Here is a 19666-nt window from a genome sequence, read left to right on the forward strand (position 1 = left end):
ATAAGTTCAGGGTATTCACTTTCCCGTCACAGTTCCATCCCCAGCAGGACGGAGAACTGACGTCCCGGTCCGGGCACATCAATCAGACGGTAGTAGCTCGTGGCATCGTAATAGCGCTTGCCGAGCAGGTTGAGCCCCTGCACGTGCACGCTCATCCGATGTCCTTTCCAGGCAAAGGCTTTCCCGGCAGACACATTCACCAGTCCATAACCCGCCGTGGGCAGTTCGGGAGGGACGATGCGGTTCCGGCTTCCGACGAGCGTATAGCTGCATCCGACGAACCCGTCCCCCGTCCCGTCCGCGGAAGGGAACACGTACTTCAACTCCAGTCCGGCTCTCCAGGGTGGGGAGAAAGGCAGGGCGGTCCCTTTGCCGGCACCCGAAAGCTGGACGGCATACAGGTACTCTCCCTGCACACCGACTTCCAACCGGGGCAGCACCCGATAACTTGCCCCGGCTTCAAAGCCCCAACGGAACACCCGGCTCTGGGTATGGACATACGTCTGCAAGCCCTCCGTATAGCCGGCTGTCGGCAGGAGATAGATGTAGTTCGGGAAATAGTTCACAAAGGGTTCGAGGTGGAGATGTGCCTGCTCCGTACGCCATGCCATGCCGGCATCCAGCTGGTAAGACTCTTCGGGCTGCAAGTCCGGCATGCCTTTCTCATAACGGAAGACGTGGTAGTTGACACCGTCCGCTCCCACTTCCTGAGGCTGGGGAACACGGAAGCTCTTGCCCACATTGACTTTCCAGGTCCATGCCCCCGACACGTAACGTCCTCCGACCGACCAGGTCAGACTCCGGAACGTCCAACGACCTTCAGGCGAACGCTCCTTATGGACCGAGTCGGCATCCGCCACCGGAGTGAGGAACCAGTCACGGTAACGGTGCACATGCAGACTTGCACGGTCCACGCGGATGCCGGCATTCAGCGTCAGGGCATCCGACAAGGTGTAGCGGTCGAGCAGATAGCCTCCCAGCGACAGTGCTTCAAAAGCCGGAAGGATGAACCCCCAACCGCCGCGACGGTTGTGCTGGAAGTCCGCCGTCAGTCCGGCTTGCAAGCGGTGCCTTTCCTGGACATCCACTTCCAGACCGATGCCGGCTGCCAGCGTCTGCTTGCGGAAGCTCCTCTCCACATTGCCGGGCGGAAGGGGCATGTAGCCATGGGACACCGCCTCCGACAGCTCCTTGCGCCAATTCGCCTGATAAGCCACGCGGCTCTCCCAACGGACGTCCCCAGTCTGCCAAAGGGAGTGATTTGTCAGTTTCACATGATTCACCCGCTGGCAAGGCAGGTCGACATCACGCGACGAACGGTCATAATCGATGTCAGACAGTCGCACCTCCAGTCCGTGCGCGTCGGCAAAGAAGCCGCTCTCAAGATGCACCAGCGACGCATCGACCCGGGTGGAGAAGTTCTCGCCGGTATATCCCCAGGCCATGCTTCCGTCATACTCCCTGCCAGCCGTGTTCCGCAACCGACGCTTCCGCAAGGGAATCCGGTAGGAGTAATAACGGACGCTGTCTGTCGTCACCTTGTAGTCGGCATAATCGACCACCGTAAAGCATACCTTATAATAATGTCTCCCCCGACGTCCGCCAACACGGGCAGACAGCCCCGCCGAAGCATTCCCCGTCTGCGCAAACAGACGGACACCTGCTTCGAAAGGCTTCATCGGCATGACACGACTGTGCAGACTGACGACTCCGCCAATGGCATCCGAGCCATAGAACAACGCAGCCGGTCCCTTGATGATTTCCACACGGTCGACCGCAAACTGGTCAATCTCCAGTCCGTGGTCGTCGCCCCACTGCTGTCCCTCATGCCGGAGTCCGTTTTCCACCACCAGCACGCGGTTGAATCCCATGCCCCGGATGAGGGGTTTCGATTGTCCGGAACCGATGTGCATGGCACGCACGCCCGGCACTCCGTCCAGCGTCTGCATCAAGCTGCCCGCACGCTGCTCGTCCATCCAGTCCTGCCCCACACGGACGACGTTGAGCGAAGGGAGCAGACGGCTGCCTGCTTCCTCCCGTCCGCCGACCACGACAACCTCATCCAGCGTCACGCTCCTTGCAGCATGCGGTGGAATGGTGTCGGACGTCTCCGCCCGGGAATGCAACATAAAAAGGAGTAGAATGCCCACAAAAATGTTTCGCATTGCTTTTCACATAAATGAATACATATTCTCTCTGAGCGGACCGGGCAGGTACAATGCATCCCTGACGTAAATCCCGGCATCCGAAGAAGCCGGAACATACGGACACACCGTCCGATGCCTGTATCCGAACAGACTTACGGTAAAAATGTAATGAGAGTAGGAAATTTGTTGTTCTTAGAGGGAAAATCAAACCAGAACAACAGGCGGGGCGCGAAGTTGAAAGAGGTGGATACACCTACGGTCCGGCATCGCCACATACAGGGAATATTCAGCTTCAGATACCGGAACAGCAACTTCCACTTGCAGCGACTCGGCTTCAGTGAAAGGTGAAAGCATGAAATGGCAGATGGGGCACTGTTCCTCGGAAGAATGCTCATGCCCGTCGGCACTCCGGCAAACATCCTGGGTACACGTCCCGTGGTGATGAAGGGTCTTCACCACGAAGAAAGGCATGAGTACCAGGAACAGCATCCATGCCACGGCAATCCGGCGTTTAGCCGTTGTTTTCATTCCATGTTTCTTCGACATGCTGCAAATATAGAACTCTTATCGGGAAGTCTTGTCACATATTATCTTAATATACTGTATCATTTTGCAAATATGCCTAACGAAGAACCGACGGGCAGCTCCGGTTTTCGCTTTACAATTGCCAACGCCTCTCAAAATACCTAGAAATGGTGATTGCAGCATTCAACCCCGCCGACTACTTTTGTACACGCTTAAACTTTTTAATGATTACAATTATGGAACCCATTATTAATTCACAACTGCCCGCATTCAAGGTGCAGGCATTTCATAACGGAGAATTTATCACGGTAACCAATGAAGATGTAAAAGGCAAGTGGGCTATTTTCTTCTTCTACCCGGCAGACTTCACCTTCGTATGCCCGACAGAGTTGCTTGACATGGCTCAAAACTATGACCAGTTCAAGGCAATGGGTGTAGAGGTTTATTCTGTCAGCACCGACTCACATTTTGTCCATAAAGCCTGGCACGACGCTTCGGAGAGCATCCGCAACATCCACTATCCCATGCTTGCCGACCCGACAGGTGCCCTGTGCCGTGCATTCGGTGTCATGATTGAAGAAGAAGGTATGGCTTACCGAGGCACTTTCCTGGTCAACCCGGAAGGTCAGATCAAGCTTGCCGAGATTCAGGATAACAACATCGGACGTAACGCCGACGAGCTCTTGCGTAAAGTGGAAGCTGCCCAATTCGTAGCGTCCCACGACGGTGAGGTTTGTCCTGCCAAATGGAAAAAAGGCGCTGCAACCTTAAAGCCCAGCATCGACCTGGTGGGCAAACTGTAATCTCAATCGGATCAGAAACAGGTCGAAGTCAAGATGCAAGTACGGAGGGCAAACCGTACTTGCATGCTTGTTTTATATCAGGGGTATTTTCTATTTCTAAACAGACAGGTAAATCTTCTCACCTATATATCCTAATGTCATTCCACCCCATCACAATAGAGGAGGGTCTAGAATAAAAGAATCAATACTTCATATAGGTAGCAAATCGCCTGAGAAGCCCCACTTACCACCGCTCTGTACTTTGGTAAAAAAACAAGACTTCTCAGACGATTAAAATAACAATTTATAATTCACTATTAAGCTACAATCAATAGCCGGAATTCTGTTGTGCTTTCTTTTGCTCCGGTGTCAGTGCATGCCCGTCAATCTGAATGGCATCCAAATATGTTTGCGGAATAGGACGCAAATTATGACGTTCTTGAATATTAGGTGCCGCATCAGGATTAAAGGCCCTCACTCGCGCCAATAACGTCTTAGTTCTAGACAGATCTTCCCAACGAAGAAGCTCGCCACAAAGCTCACGCGAACGCTCATTCAGTAAAAGACACATCATCCGGTCATAATTGGAGCTATACCCCAATTTAGCAATAATGTCCTCATCTGCTTTAGGCAATTTATGAATATCAGCAATTTCCAAACTAGTCGCCGAAGTTGTTACCGGTATATTGTTTGATTCATAATATGAATTTTCGGCAAAATAAGAATTAACGGCTCCCATACTTGCATAACCTAGAGCATTTTCATTATAAGCTGCTCCGCCATCACAATATGCAGAACGGTCTTCACCAGTTTTATAAGCGGCTCGCGCTCGCAAAGCATTTATGTATTTTAAAGCTTCTACATAACGCTCCTGACGAATCAACGCCTCAGCAGCAATTAAATATGTTTCTCCAACTCGTGCCAATATTCCGTCACGAAAACCTACACGGCTGGTCACACTCTCCCGAGAGCCATCTATGAATTTATTCAAAGAAGCGTATCTGTTCGTAAAATCATATAAAGCCTCATCATCAGTCCCATTCCTGTCCGCTGGATATGCAACAAATACAGTCGGTATTTTCTTACCAGTCTTTTCGTAAGTAACCACTTCACTTAATTGGACATCTGCAAAGCGTGTATCTCCAGGTCTATTTATGACATACATAACTCCCAAATCCCCCTGTTGGTATATTGAGCCTTTTACCGGATTATTTACAGCATATTTTGTTTTAAAGCTTTTCCAGAACCGTGAGTCATTGACCATATCATAAATATTATACATATAATAGGTCGTACGCAAACGCTGATATTCACGTTCCCCCGCAATGTCCCGTTGCATTTGTGGCAAATCCCTGTAAACTGAGATATAATAAAGATGGCATTGGTTACCGCTTACCCCCTTTGTTGACACCTCTGATGAGAATTGAGCAGACAATAAAATCTCGTCAAGCGTCTCATTAGGCCCATTAGGAACAGTATAATTCCATAAATCAGCAAAATTTATAGCCAAAGAACGATTTTCGATTACTTCTTGAGAGAGACGCAACGCTTCTGCCAAATCTGCCTTTCTCGTAGATTGGTTCCACCCATCATTTATCTCACTAGCACGCAACAAATAAGCTTTTGCCAGAAAATGAGCTGCTGCATCTTTAGTCATCTTTCCAACCATTGCGGCTTTGATTGGCAACAACTTATAAGCTTTTGTCAAATCATCAATAATCTGTCGCAATGTTTCTTCTGTCGTAGCACGGGTAAATTCACGTTCAGGTGTTACACTGGGAGTCAATTTCAGAGGGACACCTCCATATTGTGAAACTAATTTCAAATAATTAAATCCCCTCAAGAAATAAGCTTCACCCATATAAAGCTCTTTATTGGGACCTTGATATGAACCTTGCATAATTTTACTCAATAGCAGGTTTGCATTATTAATGCCTATGTACATACCATCCCATACGTCATTCATATTGGTCGAATTATTCACGACCTGAGATTGAAAATTCCCATCATAATTATTCCATGATGCATTTGAACCATCTCCCCCAACCCGAAATTCATCCGTGCCATAATTGGTCGTAGCTGTAGCCCACTCCTTGGAAAAATGAAAACGCAAATTGTAATACAAACTCACTTCCAAAGCCTCAATACCTTCCGGTGTATTAAAATAGTCTGTATTCTGCTGAGTCGTTAGCTCCTCTTTTAGAAAATCACTGCAAGAAACCAAGCAACATCCAAATATCAGCCCCGACAATCCCAGGAACCTGATTTTACGATATAAATTCATAGCATTCATAATTGTTCTTTGTTAAAATCCAGCCTTCAATCCAACTGTAAATCCTCTATTCCATGTAGACGTATACGCTTGAGAAGCATCTAACTCCAAGAAATCAATACTAGAAAAGATTCTTCCCGGATTTTTCGCCTGCACATAAACCTTCAAATTCTTCAATCCGCACTTCATGATCCATTCCTTAGGAAATGTATAACCAAGAGAAATATTACGGATTTTCAAAAAAGCTCCCCGCCTATAACCCAAAATACGATAGTAGGGGTCACCTCCACCAATATTATAAATCGGTTTCTGATATTCAGCATTCTTATTATTCTCATTGTAATAATCAATTTTACGCTGCATGTATCGTCCACCCTGCCATTCGCCACCAGTATCCACTGTATAGCCAAAACGTCCATAGAGTAGTATGGATAAATCAATATTCTTATAAGTGAATCCGTTAGTCATGCCAAAGGTCCATCGAGGACGCGTATGTCCCACAATCACACGATCATCATTCGGATCTATCCGATAATCACCATTTTGATCCACAGGACGTACCATGCCTGCTGTGAAAGAATGACCATTTGCATTAAACTTTGCCATTTCCGCAGCATCTTCTTCTTTCCAAAGACCAGCTGAAGCATAGTCATAAATAACTTCCAGTCCTTCCCCTATGAACCATTTATTATTGATATCATCTTCCTTACCATTAGCCAACTCATCAATCCGATCTTTCTGCCAGGCAGCATTAATGATTGTATTCCATTCAAAAGCAGGAGTTTTAATATTCACTGTATTCAACGTGATATCCACTCCTATATTTGAGGTTCTTCCTACATTGGCAAATGTATTCGTATAACCTGTCAAGGATGGAATACTCATCGCCATCAACAAATCCGTTGTACGAGAAGTATAAAAATCCATGACACCAGAAAGTCGGCCCTTAAATAAAGAAAAGTCTATGCCCACATTATATTGAACCGTCTTTTCCCAAGTCAACTCCGGATTAGCCATGCTTACTTTATTACCACCTGCCTGTGGCTCAGATGCCGCATAACCAGGAACCAAAGATGAACCGAATGGATAATAAAAAGGTACAATCGCACCTTTTGTCTCATAAGGGTCAATGGCTGAATTACCTGTAGCACCTAATCCTATACGCAATTTCAACTGGTTGATCCAATCTGCATTTCTCAAGAAATTCTCTTGGTCTAAACGCCAGCCTAGTGCCAAACTAGGGAAAAATGCCCATTTATTTCCTTCAGCAAGCTGTGAAGCTCCATCCCAACGCCCAGAGACCGTAAGCAAATACTTGTCTGCATAATCATAGTTTACACGATACATATAAGAGAGTAATTGTTTCTCGGTCAATCCACTATTCCACTCATCCAAGAGAGCAACGTTCTCTTGGGTTAATGCATTCCACTTCGCACTGGCTAAAGGAACGTTCTCAGCTGCCATTGAAGACTCTTCATAATGGTATTTGGTGGCACTCTGCAATAAAGTTAGAGCTAACGAATGTTTGCCTATTTTTTTATCATAATAAATCAAATTATCAAGTGTCCACGAAAAATCAGACTGATTAGCTAATGACGCACGATTAATACCTTGGCTGCTAACAGACTCTGCATCACGGAATGTCCCATTACGATAATAACGAAAATCCGGACCAAAATTAAACCTATATCGCAACCCCTCCAGAGGATGAAACATCTTGCCAATATCAAATTGAGCATAAAAACTTCCTATTGCACGAAACATCCTACGTTCATTTTCACTCAGCCTCCATTCTTCTGCCACATTTTTCACCATATCATCTCCACCAGGATAATCTATTCGACTACCCTGATCATCATACGGAACTGCATAAGGAAATAAACTAGTAGAAGCTGCATACAGATTTCCCGGCATATTTTTCAACAAAGAGCCTACGACTGAAGCAGAGGAACCATACTGCTGTTCACTAAATGTCCCATTAATATCCATTCCCATATTAAACCATGATGAAGGTTTTAAATCCAGACTGAACTTTGCTGTATATCTTGTATATGATTGCCCTTTGATAGTTCCTTCATTATCCAAATAGCCAACAGAAGCATAACCTTTAATCTTATCCGTACCTCCACTGGCACTTAATGTATGTTCATGAGTGACGCCCGTTTGTGTAACCATATTTCCCCAATCAGTTGTAGGCACAAGCGCTCCATTCCATGTATCATTAGACCACCCCTTTTCAATATTATGCCAAGCATAAGGGTCCGAAGCTCCCAAAAATATTTCATAGTCATTCTTTTTATTAGGTTGATCTCCACGAGGATAACGTTGAGGATTCAAATAATAATATGACCAACGCCTCCAGTCTATGTATTCCTCAGAATTCATCATTCGAGAATAGTCCTGCAGACTCTCGACTGTCAAAGTGCCTGAATAATTTATACTCATCTTACCTTCCTCACCACGCTTTGTTGTAACAAGAATCACTCCATTGGCACCACGAGACCCATATATGGCTGTGGCTGAAGCATCTTTCAATACATCAATAGATTCAATATCCTGCGGATTCAATGTCTCAATACCACTCGAAGACATTAAAGGAATACCATCCACAACATATAGCGGTGCATTGCTTGCACTTAATGAGCGTACCCCACGTACATTAATTGTCCCAATCTCTCCCGGTCGTTCATTGCTTACAATATCGACACCAGCTGCCTTACCCTGCATGGCTTCAAAAGCATTGGATACCGGACGAGAATTCAACTCTTCATCATTGACACGTATCATTGCGCCCGTCACATCCGATTTTTTTTGTACACCATAACCTACAACAACGACTTCATCCAACGCTCTGGTATCTTCGTACAAAACAATATTGGCAGATATCTTGTCCTTTACACTTACCTCTTGTCCTACATATCCAATGTAAGAAATCTGCAGAGTCGCATTTTCAGGGACTTCAAGCATAAACTTACCATCTATATCGGTAATGGTACCTGTTGAAAATCCCTTCACCAGAATATTGGCGCCTATTATAGGTTCTTTATTCGTATCCATTACAATACCGGAAAACTTCTTGAATCTGCCAGACGATACACGTTTCCCTTTCTGAAGTGGCAATACGACAATCACACTATCTGATACCTTATAAGACAAATCTCTTGCAGCGAGCTCATGTCTCAATATCTCCTTAAGTTCTTTATCTTGAACAGAAATTGTAATATTCCGTGTTTTTTCAATGTCATTATCCCGATAAGAGAAATGATAAGCACTTTGTTTTTCAATGGCACTAAAAAAATCCCTGACTGGAACATCTTTCAGTTCCAAACTAATCTTTCCCGTTTGGGCAAATCCTCCTACAAAAGTCAACAGACACAAAGAAGTAGTAAAGCTCCTAGTAATACGTGTTTTTTTCTGTACCTTTGTACTCCTATAAAATAAACACCTTAAATTTTTCATGATATTATGAATTATTGGTCTCACTAAATAAAACTATGTTGCAGCATAGTTTGCAGACTGATTCTCTCCTCCGGACCAATCCTTGTTTGTCCGGAGGTCTTGTTTTTATTCTACTATGTTTTCATAAACTATATCAATTAATTCGACAATTTTCCCTATTTTCCCATTTCGATACGAATTGTATCATGCATACGCGTATAATCAAAATCATAATGTAGTTTCAGAATGTCAAGTATATCTTCCAAGGATTCATCCTTAAATGTCCCTGTATAGGAATCATCAGCCAACGCAGTATTTACGCTACATATTGTCACATTAAATTTTCTTTCCAAGCAATCAAACACCTCATGCAATGGTGTATGGCTAAAAGTCAACATAGGTTGTACCCATGATGTTTCTACATGATTCAAAGTATGCTCTAGCCTTAATCTCCCTGTACTCTTATCAAAAGTAATTTTTTCATTAGGACGAGCATATAAGCAATTATAAGGAGGCTGATTTGTATTTACGCACACACGTCCTCTCACTAAGGACATTTCCAAGAAGTCTTTATTTTCATAAGCATACACATTAAAGGATGTTCCTAAAACGGTGATATTAATATAGTCAGTCTCTACCACGAAACGCTTTTCTTCACAATGTGTTACATCAAAATAGCCTTCACCTGACAGCTTTACAGTTCTGTCTTTATGACCAAAATCTTGTTTATAGGTAAGAACAGAGTTCATATTTAACCGCACCTTGGTACCATCAGGCAAAATGACAGTAGAAGGCGAATCATTAGAGCGTATTGTCACATTATGTTCTCCGAGTAATTGCAATTCTCTATATTGTAAGTAAACCATAACAGACATGCCAATACCGACCGCAAGTATTATACTTGCAGCTATTTGTATCCAATACCGAAGCAAACTGAAACGCTTCGGTAAATGTATCTTACGTTCAAGCCGATGAAATAATTCACCCTTCTTCGTTGAGGACAATAAATATTCATCAGAATATAATTCCCAATGTTGCTGAAGAATAGGTTTTATCTCCTCATCACGACTCTGCTCCATAAGAGTTTTCAATCTTACAAACTCTTCACGCGAAATATGTCCTGAATGATACTTCAGTAACAAATCAGCTATGTCAGAATTACGCATATCCATTCCTGCTATTTTTTTGCTGTTTGGTAGTTATATCCCCGAAATGAGATTTTATAACATCTCAATTATATGTTATAAAGCAGAAAATAGCATTTTCCTAAAAGTTCAATAGAAATATTGCTAGCAAAAGAGTATAATTTTTCAATTCAGAACGAATAATTTTAAGTGCAGCAGAAAGCTGATTTCGCACAACCTGTTCACTTATAGACAACTGAATTGCAATATCTGATACAGACACATTCTGCTCCTTATTTAACTCAAAAATCTCACGTTGACGAGGAGACAATTTATGCTTAGCCTGAATAAGCAACATACGAAAACGTTCCAGATCAAAATCGTCCTCTATACCATCGACCGAAGTGGATATTTGATCTTGATATTCTATATATTCTTCTAACAATGGGTTTTTTAGTTGTCGGCGCAACTCCTTTAATAACAAATGATATGAGATAGTAAACAAATAGGATTTAAATGAACAATCAGGGTTCAACGATTCATGATTCACCCAAATACGTATAAAAGTTTCCTGTATAATATCATCTGTAACAGCTTCTGACTTCACATAATGATAAATGAAAGCATATAATCTAGAAATCCAACGCTCATAAAGCTCTTTATAGGCAGAAACCGACCCCGTTCTCAACTTCAATATCAAATCCTTTTCATTCATAGTATTCTCCTAAGTGCAAATTTTAGCAATGAATTTGGCGAAGATACAAACTTTCCCTTGCAGGAAACAACAAAAACTCAATTCTTTTATATCTATGATTAGTTGTGACTTGCTTCCAAATCACTATCTTTGAACCATCAGAGACAGTACTGTAGAAGTAAACAGGGATAAGCGTATGTTGTGACTTGCTTCCAAATTACTATCGTTGAACCAACAGAGACAGCCCCCTTAAAAATTACTTGATATGAAAAACGGTTGTGACTTGCTTCCAAATCACTATCTTTGAAACATCAGAGACAGTAATATCAGGATTCAGGGGGAATCCCATTTGGTTGTGACTTGCTTCCAAATCACTATCTTTGAAACATCAGAGACAGTTTCCCAGCAGGGAGGTCTTCAGGATGAACGGTTGTGACTTGCTTCCAAATCACTATCTTTGAACCATCAGAGACAGTACACTATACATTACTCTCTGATTATACACAAATTATCTCTCCTATTAGGAAAATAAAAAAGACTGTCTCAAAACAATAAATCCCACTTCAGAGTGGGATTTATTGTTTCCAAAAGAGTTCTATTGTTAGGAATAAAGACAAAACGGATTTATAATCTATGGCTTTATGTTTCATATAGCAAAGATTTATCTGCCATTTGTTAAATCCCCAGGAAAACAAACTGAGCCAAAACAAACTGAACCGAACCATGTTCATCCGGGCGAGAACAAAGAAAAAACGCTAACTACTTTATTAGTAATTAGCGTTTCTTACGGGTGGCAGATGGGACTCGAACCCACGACATTCAGAACCACAATCTGACGCTCTAACCAACTGAACTACAGCCACCATATATGTTTTGCTTTCGAGATATCGCTTTCTCAATTGCGATGCAAAGGTAGGCATTATTTTGAATCCTGCAAATAGTTTGGTAGATATTTTTCAGAAAACATACTCTTTTATGCCTCTATTGTACTTCTCGAACAGGCGACGGCTCTCGCCGACAAACGTATGAAGGCGCGTCTGCTCAGCCGGAGTAAGGTCTTGGGGAGGATTGGCGGCTGGATAAAGACGATATTGACTCTTGCCACTCAACACCGGACGTGATACCCACACCAGGCTATAGGCACAATCACTCAGGCGAGTGGTCTCCCCCTTCTTTGTCAACTGCAACCGAACCATCAGCCCTCCGTCTGTACCGGACTTTGACATGTTGCTGATGTAGTTGCCCAGTGAATAGACCACCAGATGGCGTCGGGAGCGGTCCTTCTCGTCTTCCCATACCTCAATGGGCTGCACCACATGGGGATGCGAACCGATGATATGGTCTACCCCTTCACGAATCAACCAACGTGCCAACTGACGGGTGGATGCCTCGGGCTGGCTCTTGTATTCCAGTCCCCAATGCATCAACGCAATGATGGCATCGGGACGAAGCCGGCGGGCTGCCTGGATATCCTTGCGGATTTGCAGCGTATCAATGTAGTTGACCACTTGGGGAGGAGACACTTTCAGCCCGTTCGTCCCATACGTGTAATTGAGGAAGACAATCCGCAGACCGTTCTGCTCCACCAGCAGCGGATAACGGCGGGAACGCTCCGCAGCATCACGGTAAGTCCCTGCAAAAGGAATACGGAGGGAGTCAAGCATCGAAATGGTGCGTGCCAGCCCTTTCTTTCCGCCGTCCAGGCAATGATTGTTGGCAGTGACCAGCACATCGAAGCCGGCATCCTTGACCGCCTTCAGATACTCATCGGGGGCACTGAACTGCGGATAGCCCTTATAAGGCTTGCCTGCCAAGGTCACTTCCAGGTTGGCAACAGCCAGGTCGGCCTTCTCTATCTCGGGCTTCACCAGCGTAAAGCAGGAATCATAATTGTAACCGGTCGCCGTACGGGCGGCATCGATTTGCGCCTGATGCTGCATCAGGTCGCCGGCAAACAGCAAGTCGACAGTCTGTGCAGGGGCAGCATGCCACAGGATGCAGCCTAGAAGCAGGCATCCGCATTTCATCAATCGTTGCAGGAACATGGGGAGAAAAGTGAACGGGTGGATAAATGGAAAGGGGACAAGGCGACGAGAAACCTGTTCACTAGTCCGCCCGTCCCCTGAATTTCTTACAGTCTTCAATCCTTATAGACGGCTTTCTTGCCGGCAAGCAGGGTATTCTTCATCAACGACACAATCGTCATCGGACCCACACCGCCCGGCACCGGAGTGATGAACGAGCACTTCGGAGCCACTTCGTCAAACTTCACATCGCCGGTGAGCTTGAAGCCGGACTTACGGGTTGCGTCGGGCACACGGGTCGTACCGACATCGATGACCACGGCGCCTTCCTTCACCATTTCGGCTTTCACAAAGTTGGGCTGTCCCATGGCGGCAATGATGATGTCCGCCTCCTGACATTCCTTCACCAGGTCCTTCGAACGGCTGTGGCAGACGGTCACGGTCGCATCTCCGGGATAGGCTTTCTGCATCATGAGCGTAGCCATCGGCTTGCCCACGATGTTGCTGCGTCCGAGCACCACACACTTCTTGCCCGAAGTCTCGATGTTGTAGCGGCGGAGCAACTCCAGGATGCCGTTAGGCGTAGCCGACACATAGCAGGGCAGTCCGATGGACAGACGTCCGACATTGATGGGGTGGAAACCATCCACATCCTTGCGGTAGTCAATCGTCTCGATGACTTTCTGCTCGGAGATGTGCTTCGGCAGGGGAAGCTGCACGATGAATCCGTCCACGTCGGCATCGGCATTCAGCTCTCTCACCTTGTCGAGCAACTCGGCTTCCGTCACATCCGCCTCATAACGGATGAGGGTCGATTTGAAGCCACACTCTTCGCAGGCCTTCACTTTGTTTGCCACATACGTCTCGCTGCCTCCGTCGTGACCCACCAGGATGGCGGCCAGGTGAGGACGCTTGCCTCCGGCAGCCACAATCTGTGCCACCTCTTCGGCTATTTCCTTCTTAATCTGTGCCGAAACGGCTTTTCCGTCGATTAGTGTCATAGCATCTATTCTTTTTAATGTAACTTTTGCAAACTTACTTCATTTTCGGCATGCCCGGCATCTTCGGCATCCGTGCCATCATCTTGCCCATCTTGCTTCCGGTGACCATCTTCATCATCTTGCGTGTCTGGTCAAACTGCTTCAGGAGGCGGTTCACTTCCTGAAGGCTCGTTCCGCTACCCTTGGCGATGCGCTGACGGCGGGAGTTGTTCAGGATTTCGGGGTGTGTACGCTCCTTCGGCGTCATGGAGTAGATGATGGCCTCGATGCTCTTGAACGCGTTGTCGTCGATTTCAATGTCCTTGATGGCTTTGCCCACACCGGGAATCATCGAAGCCAGGTCCTTCAGGTTACCCATCTTCTTGATTTGCTGGATTTGCGCCAGGAAGTCGTTGAAGTCGAACTGGTTCTTCTCGATTTTCTTTTGCAGACGCTTGGCTTCCGCCTCATCATACTGTTCCTGGGCGCGTTCCACCAGGGAGACGATATCACCCATGCCGAGGATACGGTCTGCCATACGGGCAGGGTGGAACAGGTCGATGGCTTCCAGCTTTTCTCCCGTACCGACGAATTTGATGGGCTTGTTGACCACCGTACGGATGGACAACGCAGCACCACCCCGGGTGTCACCGTCCAGCTTTGTCAGGACTACGCCGTCGAAGTCAAGGCGTTCGTTGAACTCACGGGCAGTGTTCACCGCATCCTGTCCCGTCATGGCATCGACCACGAAGAGCGTTTCATCCGGCTCGATGGCACGCTTGATGGACTCGATTTCATTCATCATCTGCTCGTCGATGGCGAGACGTCCGGCCGTATCGACAATCACCGTGTCATACCCCTTCGCCTTGGCTTCCTGGATGGCATGTTGGGCTATCTCCACGGGGTTCTTGCTGTCCGGTTCGCTGTAGACAGGCACCTGCACCTGCTCGCCCAGCACCTTCAGCTGTTCGATGGCGGCAGGACGATAGACGTCGCAGGCTACCAGCAACGGCTTGCGTCCTTTCTTGTTCTTCAGCATCAGGGAGAGCTTGCCGGAGAAGGTCGTCTTACCCGAGCCTTGCAGACCGGACATCAGGATGACGGCAGGACGGCTCTTGAGGTTTATCTCCGCCGTTTCACCACCCATCAGGGTCGTCAGCTCGTCGTGCACGATCTTCACGAGCAGCTGGCTCGGCTTCACGGCAGTCAGCACATTCTGTCCCAACGCCTTCTCCTTCACCGTGTCCGTAAAGGTCTTAGCCACTTTGTAGTTCACGTCGGCATCGAGCAACGCGCGGCGTACATCCTTCAGCGTCTCTGCCACATTGATTTCGGTGATTTTGCCTTCACCTTTCAAGATTTTAAACGACCGTTCGAGTCGTTCACTCAGATTATCGAACATATATATTATCGCTTGTTTTGTTTTTTATTTCGTGTCCAATCCTATAGAATGTTGCAAAAGTACAAAAAACTTCAGAATCTGCGACTACCCGGCTAAAGTTTCGCTATGCCCAACTCATCTGTTGACAAGGATTTATTTGACGAATCGCCCGAGAAGTCCAACTTTAGCCAACGACTGCATTTGGGTGCAAGGAAGGGCGTCGTGAAACGATTCGTTTGACATTTTGACATGCTGGCACTTCTGCTGGAGAAAGGGAACAACTGACGGATGAACAGACTTGCAGCTCCGCCTCCTCTTGTCGTACTGCATGAGAAAGCCAATCCCTTTCCAGGGTTGTACCAGCACTGATTGAAATGCATACGACCGTATTCACCACCGGCTAAAGAAGAAGACGGTCGTCCTCCCTTGCAACGGTAATTTTGACTTTTGGCTCCCATTTATCCCCTGAAATCAGTCCAAAAGATACAAAAAAGCCCATAAGTTTCAAATAAAACTGTTTCAGTCCTTCCTTTTCTTCAAAATTCATGCCTTAGTTTTGTTTTTATCATTTATATTTGCAGGCGGTAAACATGGTTGAAGACCATGTACATGGGTATGACAAATCAGGATGTATCTCCGGTGCGTCCGATGATTGGTCCCGCCTGTCCCGGCAGGCCGTTTTCAATTGCCCAATTTCTCTCTCCATACTCTTTTCCTACACGGATGCTCCGAAAGACACTTCTTTTGAGCATCCGTGTTTCCTTTCTAACATCCCTTAATGATTTTGGAACAAATCAAGAGAATTCATTAATATTATTTCATACTTCTCACATTATTCCTTATATTTGCCCCAACTGTAGGAAAAAGAGACTTTAAGATTTGACAGATGTCATGAGTCGGAAACTGAAATCAAGAATCACCCTTACGCTTGTCTTCGTCCTTTGTTGTGTCGTGACAGGTGTGTTCTTCTATGCCCAGTTGAATCTGAAGGAGAAGAACCAGAAGGCCGACCTCTTTTCCCTCGTCCCCCTTCATGCACAGGCCATCATCGAGACCAACAACATCAACAGCCTCTTCCAGGCGTTGGAGGCCACCCCCTTTGTCGACGAATACGAACAGCTCCACTTCTCCGACCTCTTCAACTTCCTCAACCACAAGATTGATGAGATAGCGGAAGAGAAGGGTCACGGACTGAGTGTCCCCATGAGCAACGTACTCATCAGCTTCCACAATCCGGGACTGCCGGAGGACCAGGTCCTGTACGGACACCTGGGCAACGGCGACCGCAACCTGATGGAGGACATCCTCCGGGAACTGAGTTCCACAGGATATACACCGAAAGAAGTCTCCTACAAAGGGGAGAAAATCATCATCTACCCGCTCGACAACGGGAAGTTCCTGGCATGCTTCTTCCAGCAGAACAGCTATGCCATCAGCTTCCAGAAGAAACTCATCGAGGCTGTCATCGATGCCGCGACCGACAAGGCGTCCATCCGCCACGATTCGCTCTTTGCGAAAATCTACCGACAGAAAAAGAGTGAGAATGCCACACGGCTGTATGCACGCACACGCCCCATCGCTGACTGGACACAGTATGACCTCCACCTGCAGGGGAATGCCATCTACCTGACCGGACTGTGCTATCGGGCGGAAGGCGACAAGGACTGTTACTATCCGCAGCTGGCACATGCACGGGTCCCGTTGCTGTCTGCCGATTTCCTCCCGACAAACACCTATACATTCTATCAGATGGGGATTCCGCAAATCCAACACCTGGTCGACGCACTTGCCTGCCGAGACTCCATTGCCGGGAAAGATACCCTGACCGAGCGTCCCCTGCAACAGGCTTTCTATCGGTTTGTGGAGGACTACACACGCACGGAGCTGGACATCATCGGATTCCGGGGGAACGACTCTACGGAAGACCATCGGGTCATGTTGCTGCCCCTGCGTTTCGAGCTGTCCGCCACGCGGGGTGCCTGGCAGAAGATAGCCCGAAGCGGCTGGAAGCGCATCTGGCACAAGGGACAGTCCTACCCCATCTACACGCTGCCCAACAACCGGCTGGCGAAACACCTGCTGACGGAACGTGCGGCTGAAGCTGACAAGCTACATGCCATCCTCAACGAACAGTACCTTATCCTCTCCGACCGGGAAGAGGACCTGAGGGCTTACCTGAACAAGCGTTCCTACTCCGAGGTAGCCCGGGTGGCATGGACCGACTATCTGGACACATTGGCGCCGGAAGCAAACTTCACCTTCTTCGCCGACATGGAGGACATCTACCTCCATCCGAATGAGTTCAAGACGATTCTCCCACCCTTCTTCTTCAACCACCCGAAGTTCTTCGGCGATTTTACCATCACGCTCCAATTCATCGAGGCAAACGAAACACTCAACACCAACATCACACTGAACTTCAAGCACTGAGCGAGACACCGGACGGTTCAAGGGACAGAGGACCGGCTTTCAGCCTCCCATCCGTCATCAGACTTCAATTTCCAGTCCGTCGTATGCCATGTGTACATGCGGCGGCAATGACTGGGAGAACACGACATGCAGTCCGATGTGATGGCTGGCATGCGTGAAGTAAGTCTCTTTCGCACCGACACGGGCTGCAAAAGCCAAAGCCTCCTCCACATTCTGGTGCGTCCAGTGTGGTTCAAAGCGCAAGGCATTCACCACCAGACAATCGACATTCTCCAGATGCGCGAATTCCTCTTCAGGCATGCTCTTCATGTCAGTGATGTAGACCAGTCCCCCGATGCGGTAGCCCAGGATTGGCAAGGGTCCATGCATCACCCGAAGAGGCATCACCTCCACCTCACGGATGAAGAAGGGACGTCCCGGATAAATCTCCTGCAGCTTCACTTGAGGGACTCCGGGGTACTTATGTTCGGCAAAACAATAAGGAATGCGACGCCTCAACCGCTCCGCCGTGTAGTCCTCCGCATAAAGGGTGACTTCACCCAGGCGGCAGAACGGACGCAAGTCATCGATACCTCCCACATGGTCGTAATGCTCATGCGTGATGAGCACCCCGTCAATGGGTTGAAAAGGAAGGTTCATCACCTGCTCCCGGAAGTCGGGTCCGCAGTCAATCAGGATACGCGTGTCGTGCGTCTCCACCAGGGCCGACGTACGCAGACGCTTGTCGTGCGGGTCATCCGACCGACACACCTCGCAGGTGCATCCGACCTCGGGAACCCCGGTAGATGTCCCGCTGCCTAATATCGTTATCTTCATAAGAATCTCTTTAGAACCGAGTTGGATTAAACTATGTAATTCACTTCCGGATGAATCTCGACACCGAATTTCTCCTTCACATCCCGGCGGACGGCTTCAGCCAATGCCATGACCTCTGCACCCGTGGCACCACCCCGGTTGACAAGCACCAACGCCTGTCGGTCATGCACACCGGCACGTCCCAGCGCACGTCCTTTCCAGCCACACTGGTCGATCATCCATCCGGCAGGGATTTTCACATGGTCGGCATCCACCTCATAGAACGGCATGGAAGGATAGTCGGCACGGATTCGTTCAAAACACGGACGCTCCACCACCGGATTCATGAAGAAGCTGCCAGCATTGCCCTGCTTGCGCGGGTCGGGCAACTTGCTGTCGCGGATACGGCGCACCGCCTCGCGTACAGTTGCCAACGTCAGGGGTTTCCCTTCCAGTTCCGTACGCAGGTTGCCATAATCCAAGCGGAAGTCCGGCTGCTTGCCCAGACGGTAGGTGACATGCGTCACGATGAACCGCCCCTTCCACTCGTTCTTGAATATACTCTGACGATAGGCATACCGGCAATCGGCTGCGGGAATGAGCCTCAACGCGCCGGTTGCCACCTCCACTACTTCCACTTCGGTGATCAGGTCTTTCACCTCGGCACCGTATGCACCGATGTTCTGCACGGCACTGGCACCCACCTCCCCGGGAATGGCGGACAGGTTCTCGGCACCATACCAACCCCGGTCCACACAGTGGGCCACAAAGTCATCCCACACTTCACCGGCACCGACCTTCACCCACACGTGGCTGTCATCCTCGGCAACAGGCATCATCCCACGTATGGCAGAATGGAGGACCGTTCCGCTGAAATCGCCTCCGAACAGCAGGTTGCTTCCACCCCCGATGGGGAGCAGACGGTCTTCAGCGCCTGCACGCCGACGTTCGGCCAGCACCGTCTGCAGGTCATCAACCGAAGTGTATTCCACAAAAAAAGCTGCCTTCACATCCATCCCGAAGGTGTTGTGCGGCAGCAATGAATAGTCTGTATAACGATGTATCATAAACAAA

Annotated in this window: 14 protein-coding genes, 1 tRNA gene and 1 CRISPR repeat array; of the genes, 2 read left to right on the plus strand and 13 right to left on the minus strand. The window is 47.6% G+C overall.

Annotated elements, in window-relative coordinates:
- Positions 1-26: 26 nt before the first annotated feature.
- Both C8275_RS13675 and C8275_RS13680 read right to left on the minus strand, forming a co-directional pair.
- Positions 27-2165 (minus strand): TonB-dependent receptor, encoded by a 2139-nt coding sequence (locus C8275_RS13675; protein WP_106625569.1) that lies wholly within the window; start codon positions 2163-2165, stop codon positions 27-29.
- A 186-nt stretch (positions 2166-2351) separates the two neighbouring features.
- The gene (locus C8275_RS13680) at positions 2352-2675 is read right to left on the minus strand and encodes a hypothetical protein (protein WP_106625570.1); all 324 of its coding nucleotides are present in this window, start codon (positions 2673-2675) and stop codon (positions 2352-2354) included.
- 233 nt (positions 2676-2908) lie between these two features.
- Between C8275_RS13680 and ahpC the strand changes: the two genes are divergently transcribed.
- Positions 2909-3475 (plus strand): alkyl hydroperoxide reductase subunit C, encoded by a 567-nt coding sequence (gene ahpC / locus C8275_RS13685; RefSeq protein WP_022383295.1) that lies wholly within the window; start codon positions 2909-2911, stop codon positions 3473-3475.
- A 307-nt stretch (positions 3476-3782) separates the two neighbouring features.
- On the opposite strand, the gene C8275_RS13690 is transcribed toward ahpC, so the two are convergent.
- The 9 genes from C8275_RS13690 to C8275_RS14680 all read right to left on the minus strand — a co-directional run bounded on the left by C8275_RS13690 (position 3783) and on the right by C8275_RS14680 (position 15914).
- Positions 3783-5738: a RagB/SusD family nutrient uptake outer membrane protein gene (locus tag C8275_RS13690; RefSeq protein WP_106625848.1), complete on the minus strand. Its 1956-nt coding sequence runs from the start codon at positions 5736-5738 to the stop codon at positions 3783-3785.
- Between the two features lie 21 nt (positions 5739-5759).
- The gene (locus tag C8275_RS13695) at positions 5760-8846 is read right to left on the minus strand and encodes a SusC/RagA family TonB-linked outer membrane protein (RefSeq protein WP_369861222.1); all 3087 of its coding nucleotides are present in this window, start codon (positions 8844-8846) and stop codon (positions 5760-5762) included.
- 494 nt (positions 8847-9340) lie between these two features.
- On the minus strand, positions 9341-10336 hold the full coding sequence (locus C8275_RS13700; protein ID WP_106625571.1) for a FecR family protein: 996 nt from the start codon (positions 10334-10336) through the stop codon (positions 9341-9343).
- 94 nt (positions 10337-10430) lie between these two features.
- Positions 10431-11003 (minus strand): RNA polymerase sigma factor, encoded by a 573-nt coding sequence (locus C8275_RS13705; RefSeq protein WP_106625572.1) that lies wholly within the window; start codon positions 11001-11003, stop codon positions 10431-10433.
- Positions 11004-11104: 101 nt separating this feature from the next.
- Positions 11105-11459: a CRISPR direct-repeat array (repeat unit 33 nt; unit sequence GTTGTGACTTGCTTCCAAATCACTATCTTTGAA).
- Positions 11460-11771: 312 nt separating this feature from the next.
- A tRNA-His gene (locus C8275_RS13710) sits at positions 11772-11845 on the minus strand.
- Positions 11846-11938: 93 nt separating this feature from the next.
- The gene (locus C8275_RS13715; protein ID WP_234395816.1) at positions 11939-13009 is read right to left on the minus strand and encodes a CapA family protein; all 1071 of its coding nucleotides are present in this window, start codon (positions 13007-13009) and stop codon (positions 11939-11941) included.
- A gap of 113 nt (positions 13010-13122) precedes the next feature.
- A complete protein-coding gene (folD, locus tag C8275_RS13720; protein ID WP_022384171.1) occupies positions 13123-14007 on the minus strand; it encodes a bifunctional methylenetetrahydrofolate dehydrogenase/methenyltetrahydrofolate cyclohydrolase FolD in 885 nt (294 codons plus the stop codon).
- Between the two features lie 34 nt (positions 14008-14041).
- The gene (gene ffh / locus C8275_RS13725) at positions 14042-15388 is read right to left on the minus strand and encodes a signal recognition particle protein (protein ID WP_022384170.1); all 1347 of its coding nucleotides are present in this window, start codon (positions 15386-15388) and stop codon (positions 14042-14044) included.
- A gap of 379 nt (positions 15389-15767) precedes the next feature.
- Entirely contained in the window at positions 15768-15914 is a 147-nt protein-coding gene (locus C8275_RS14680) for a hypothetical protein (protein ID WP_157948288.1), read from the minus strand.
- 344 nt (positions 15915-16258) lie between these two features.
- Here C8275_RS14680 and C8275_RS13730 point away from each other — a divergent pair, with 344 nt between their 5' ends.
- The gene (locus tag C8275_RS13730) at positions 16259-17797 is read left to right on the plus strand and encodes a hypothetical protein (protein ID WP_106625574.1); all 1539 of its coding nucleotides are present in this window, start codon (positions 16259-16261) and stop codon (positions 17795-17797) included.
- 57 nt (positions 17798-17854) lie between these two features.
- On the opposite strand, the gene C8275_RS13735 is transcribed toward C8275_RS13730, so the two are convergent.
- On the minus strand, positions 17855-18613 hold the full coding sequence (locus C8275_RS13735; protein WP_106625575.1) for an MBL fold metallo-hydrolase: 759 nt from the start codon (positions 18611-18613) through the stop codon (positions 17855-17857).
- Between the two features lie 26 nt (positions 18614-18639).
- Entirely contained in the window at positions 18640-19656 is a 1017-nt protein-coding gene (murB, locus tag C8275_RS13740; protein ID WP_369861223.1) for a UDP-N-acetylmuramate dehydrogenase, read from the minus strand.
- Positions 19657-19666: the final 10 nt, after the last annotated feature.

It is taken from the genome of Bacteroides sp. Marseille-P3684 (assembly GCF_900291465.1).
Taxonomy (GTDB): Bacteria; Bacteroidota; Bacteroidia; order Bacteroidales; family Bacteroidaceae; genus Phocaeicola_A.

Excerpts from the sequence above, each read along its gene's own strand:
- C8275_RS13675 (WP_106625569.1), bottom strand. The coding sequence starts at position 2,165 with ATGCGAAACATTTTTGTGGGCATTCTACTCCTTTTTATGTTGCATTCC.
- ffh (WP_022384170.1), bottom strand. The coding sequence starts at position 15,388 with ATGTTCGATAATCTGAGTGAACGACTCGAACGGTCGTTTAAAATCTTG.
- C8275_RS13700 (WP_106625571.1), bottom strand. The coding sequence starts at position 10,336 with ATGGATATGCGTAATTCTGACATAGCTGATTTGTTACTGAAGTATCAT.
- C8275_RS13715 (WP_234395816.1), bottom strand. The coding sequence starts at position 13,009 with ATGAAATGCGGATGCCTGCTTCTAGGCTGCATCCTGTGGCATGCTGCC.
- ahpC (WP_022383295.1), top strand. The coding sequence starts at position 2,909 with ATGGAACCCATTATTAATTCACAACTGCCCGCATTCAAGGTGCAGGCA.
- C8275_RS14680 (WP_157948288.1), bottom strand. The coding sequence starts at position 15,914 with ATGAATTTTGAAGAAAAGGAAGGACTGAAACAGTTTTATTTGAAACTT.
- C8275_RS13730 (WP_106625574.1), top strand. The coding sequence starts at position 16,259 with ATGAGTCGGAAACTGAAATCAAGAATCACCCTTACGCTTGTCTTCGTC.
- C8275_RS13705 (WP_106625572.1), bottom strand. The coding sequence starts at position 11,003 with ATGAATGAAAAGGATTTGATATTGAAGTTGAGAACGGGGTCGGTTTCT.
- C8275_RS13680 (WP_106625570.1), bottom strand. The coding sequence starts at position 2,675 with ATGAAAACAACGGCTAAACGCCGGATTGCCGTGGCATGGATGCTGTTC.
- C8275_RS13690 (WP_106625848.1), bottom strand. The coding sequence starts at position 5,738 with ATGAATTTATATCGTAAAATCAGGTTCCTGGGATTGTCGGGGCTGATA.
- C8275_RS13735 (WP_106625575.1), bottom strand. The coding sequence starts at position 18,613 with ATGAAGATAACGATATTAGGCAGCGGGACATCTACCGGGGTTCCCGAG.
- folD (WP_022384171.1), bottom strand. The coding sequence starts at position 14,007 with ATGACACTAATCGACGGAAAAGCCGTTTCGGCACAGATTAAGAAGGAA.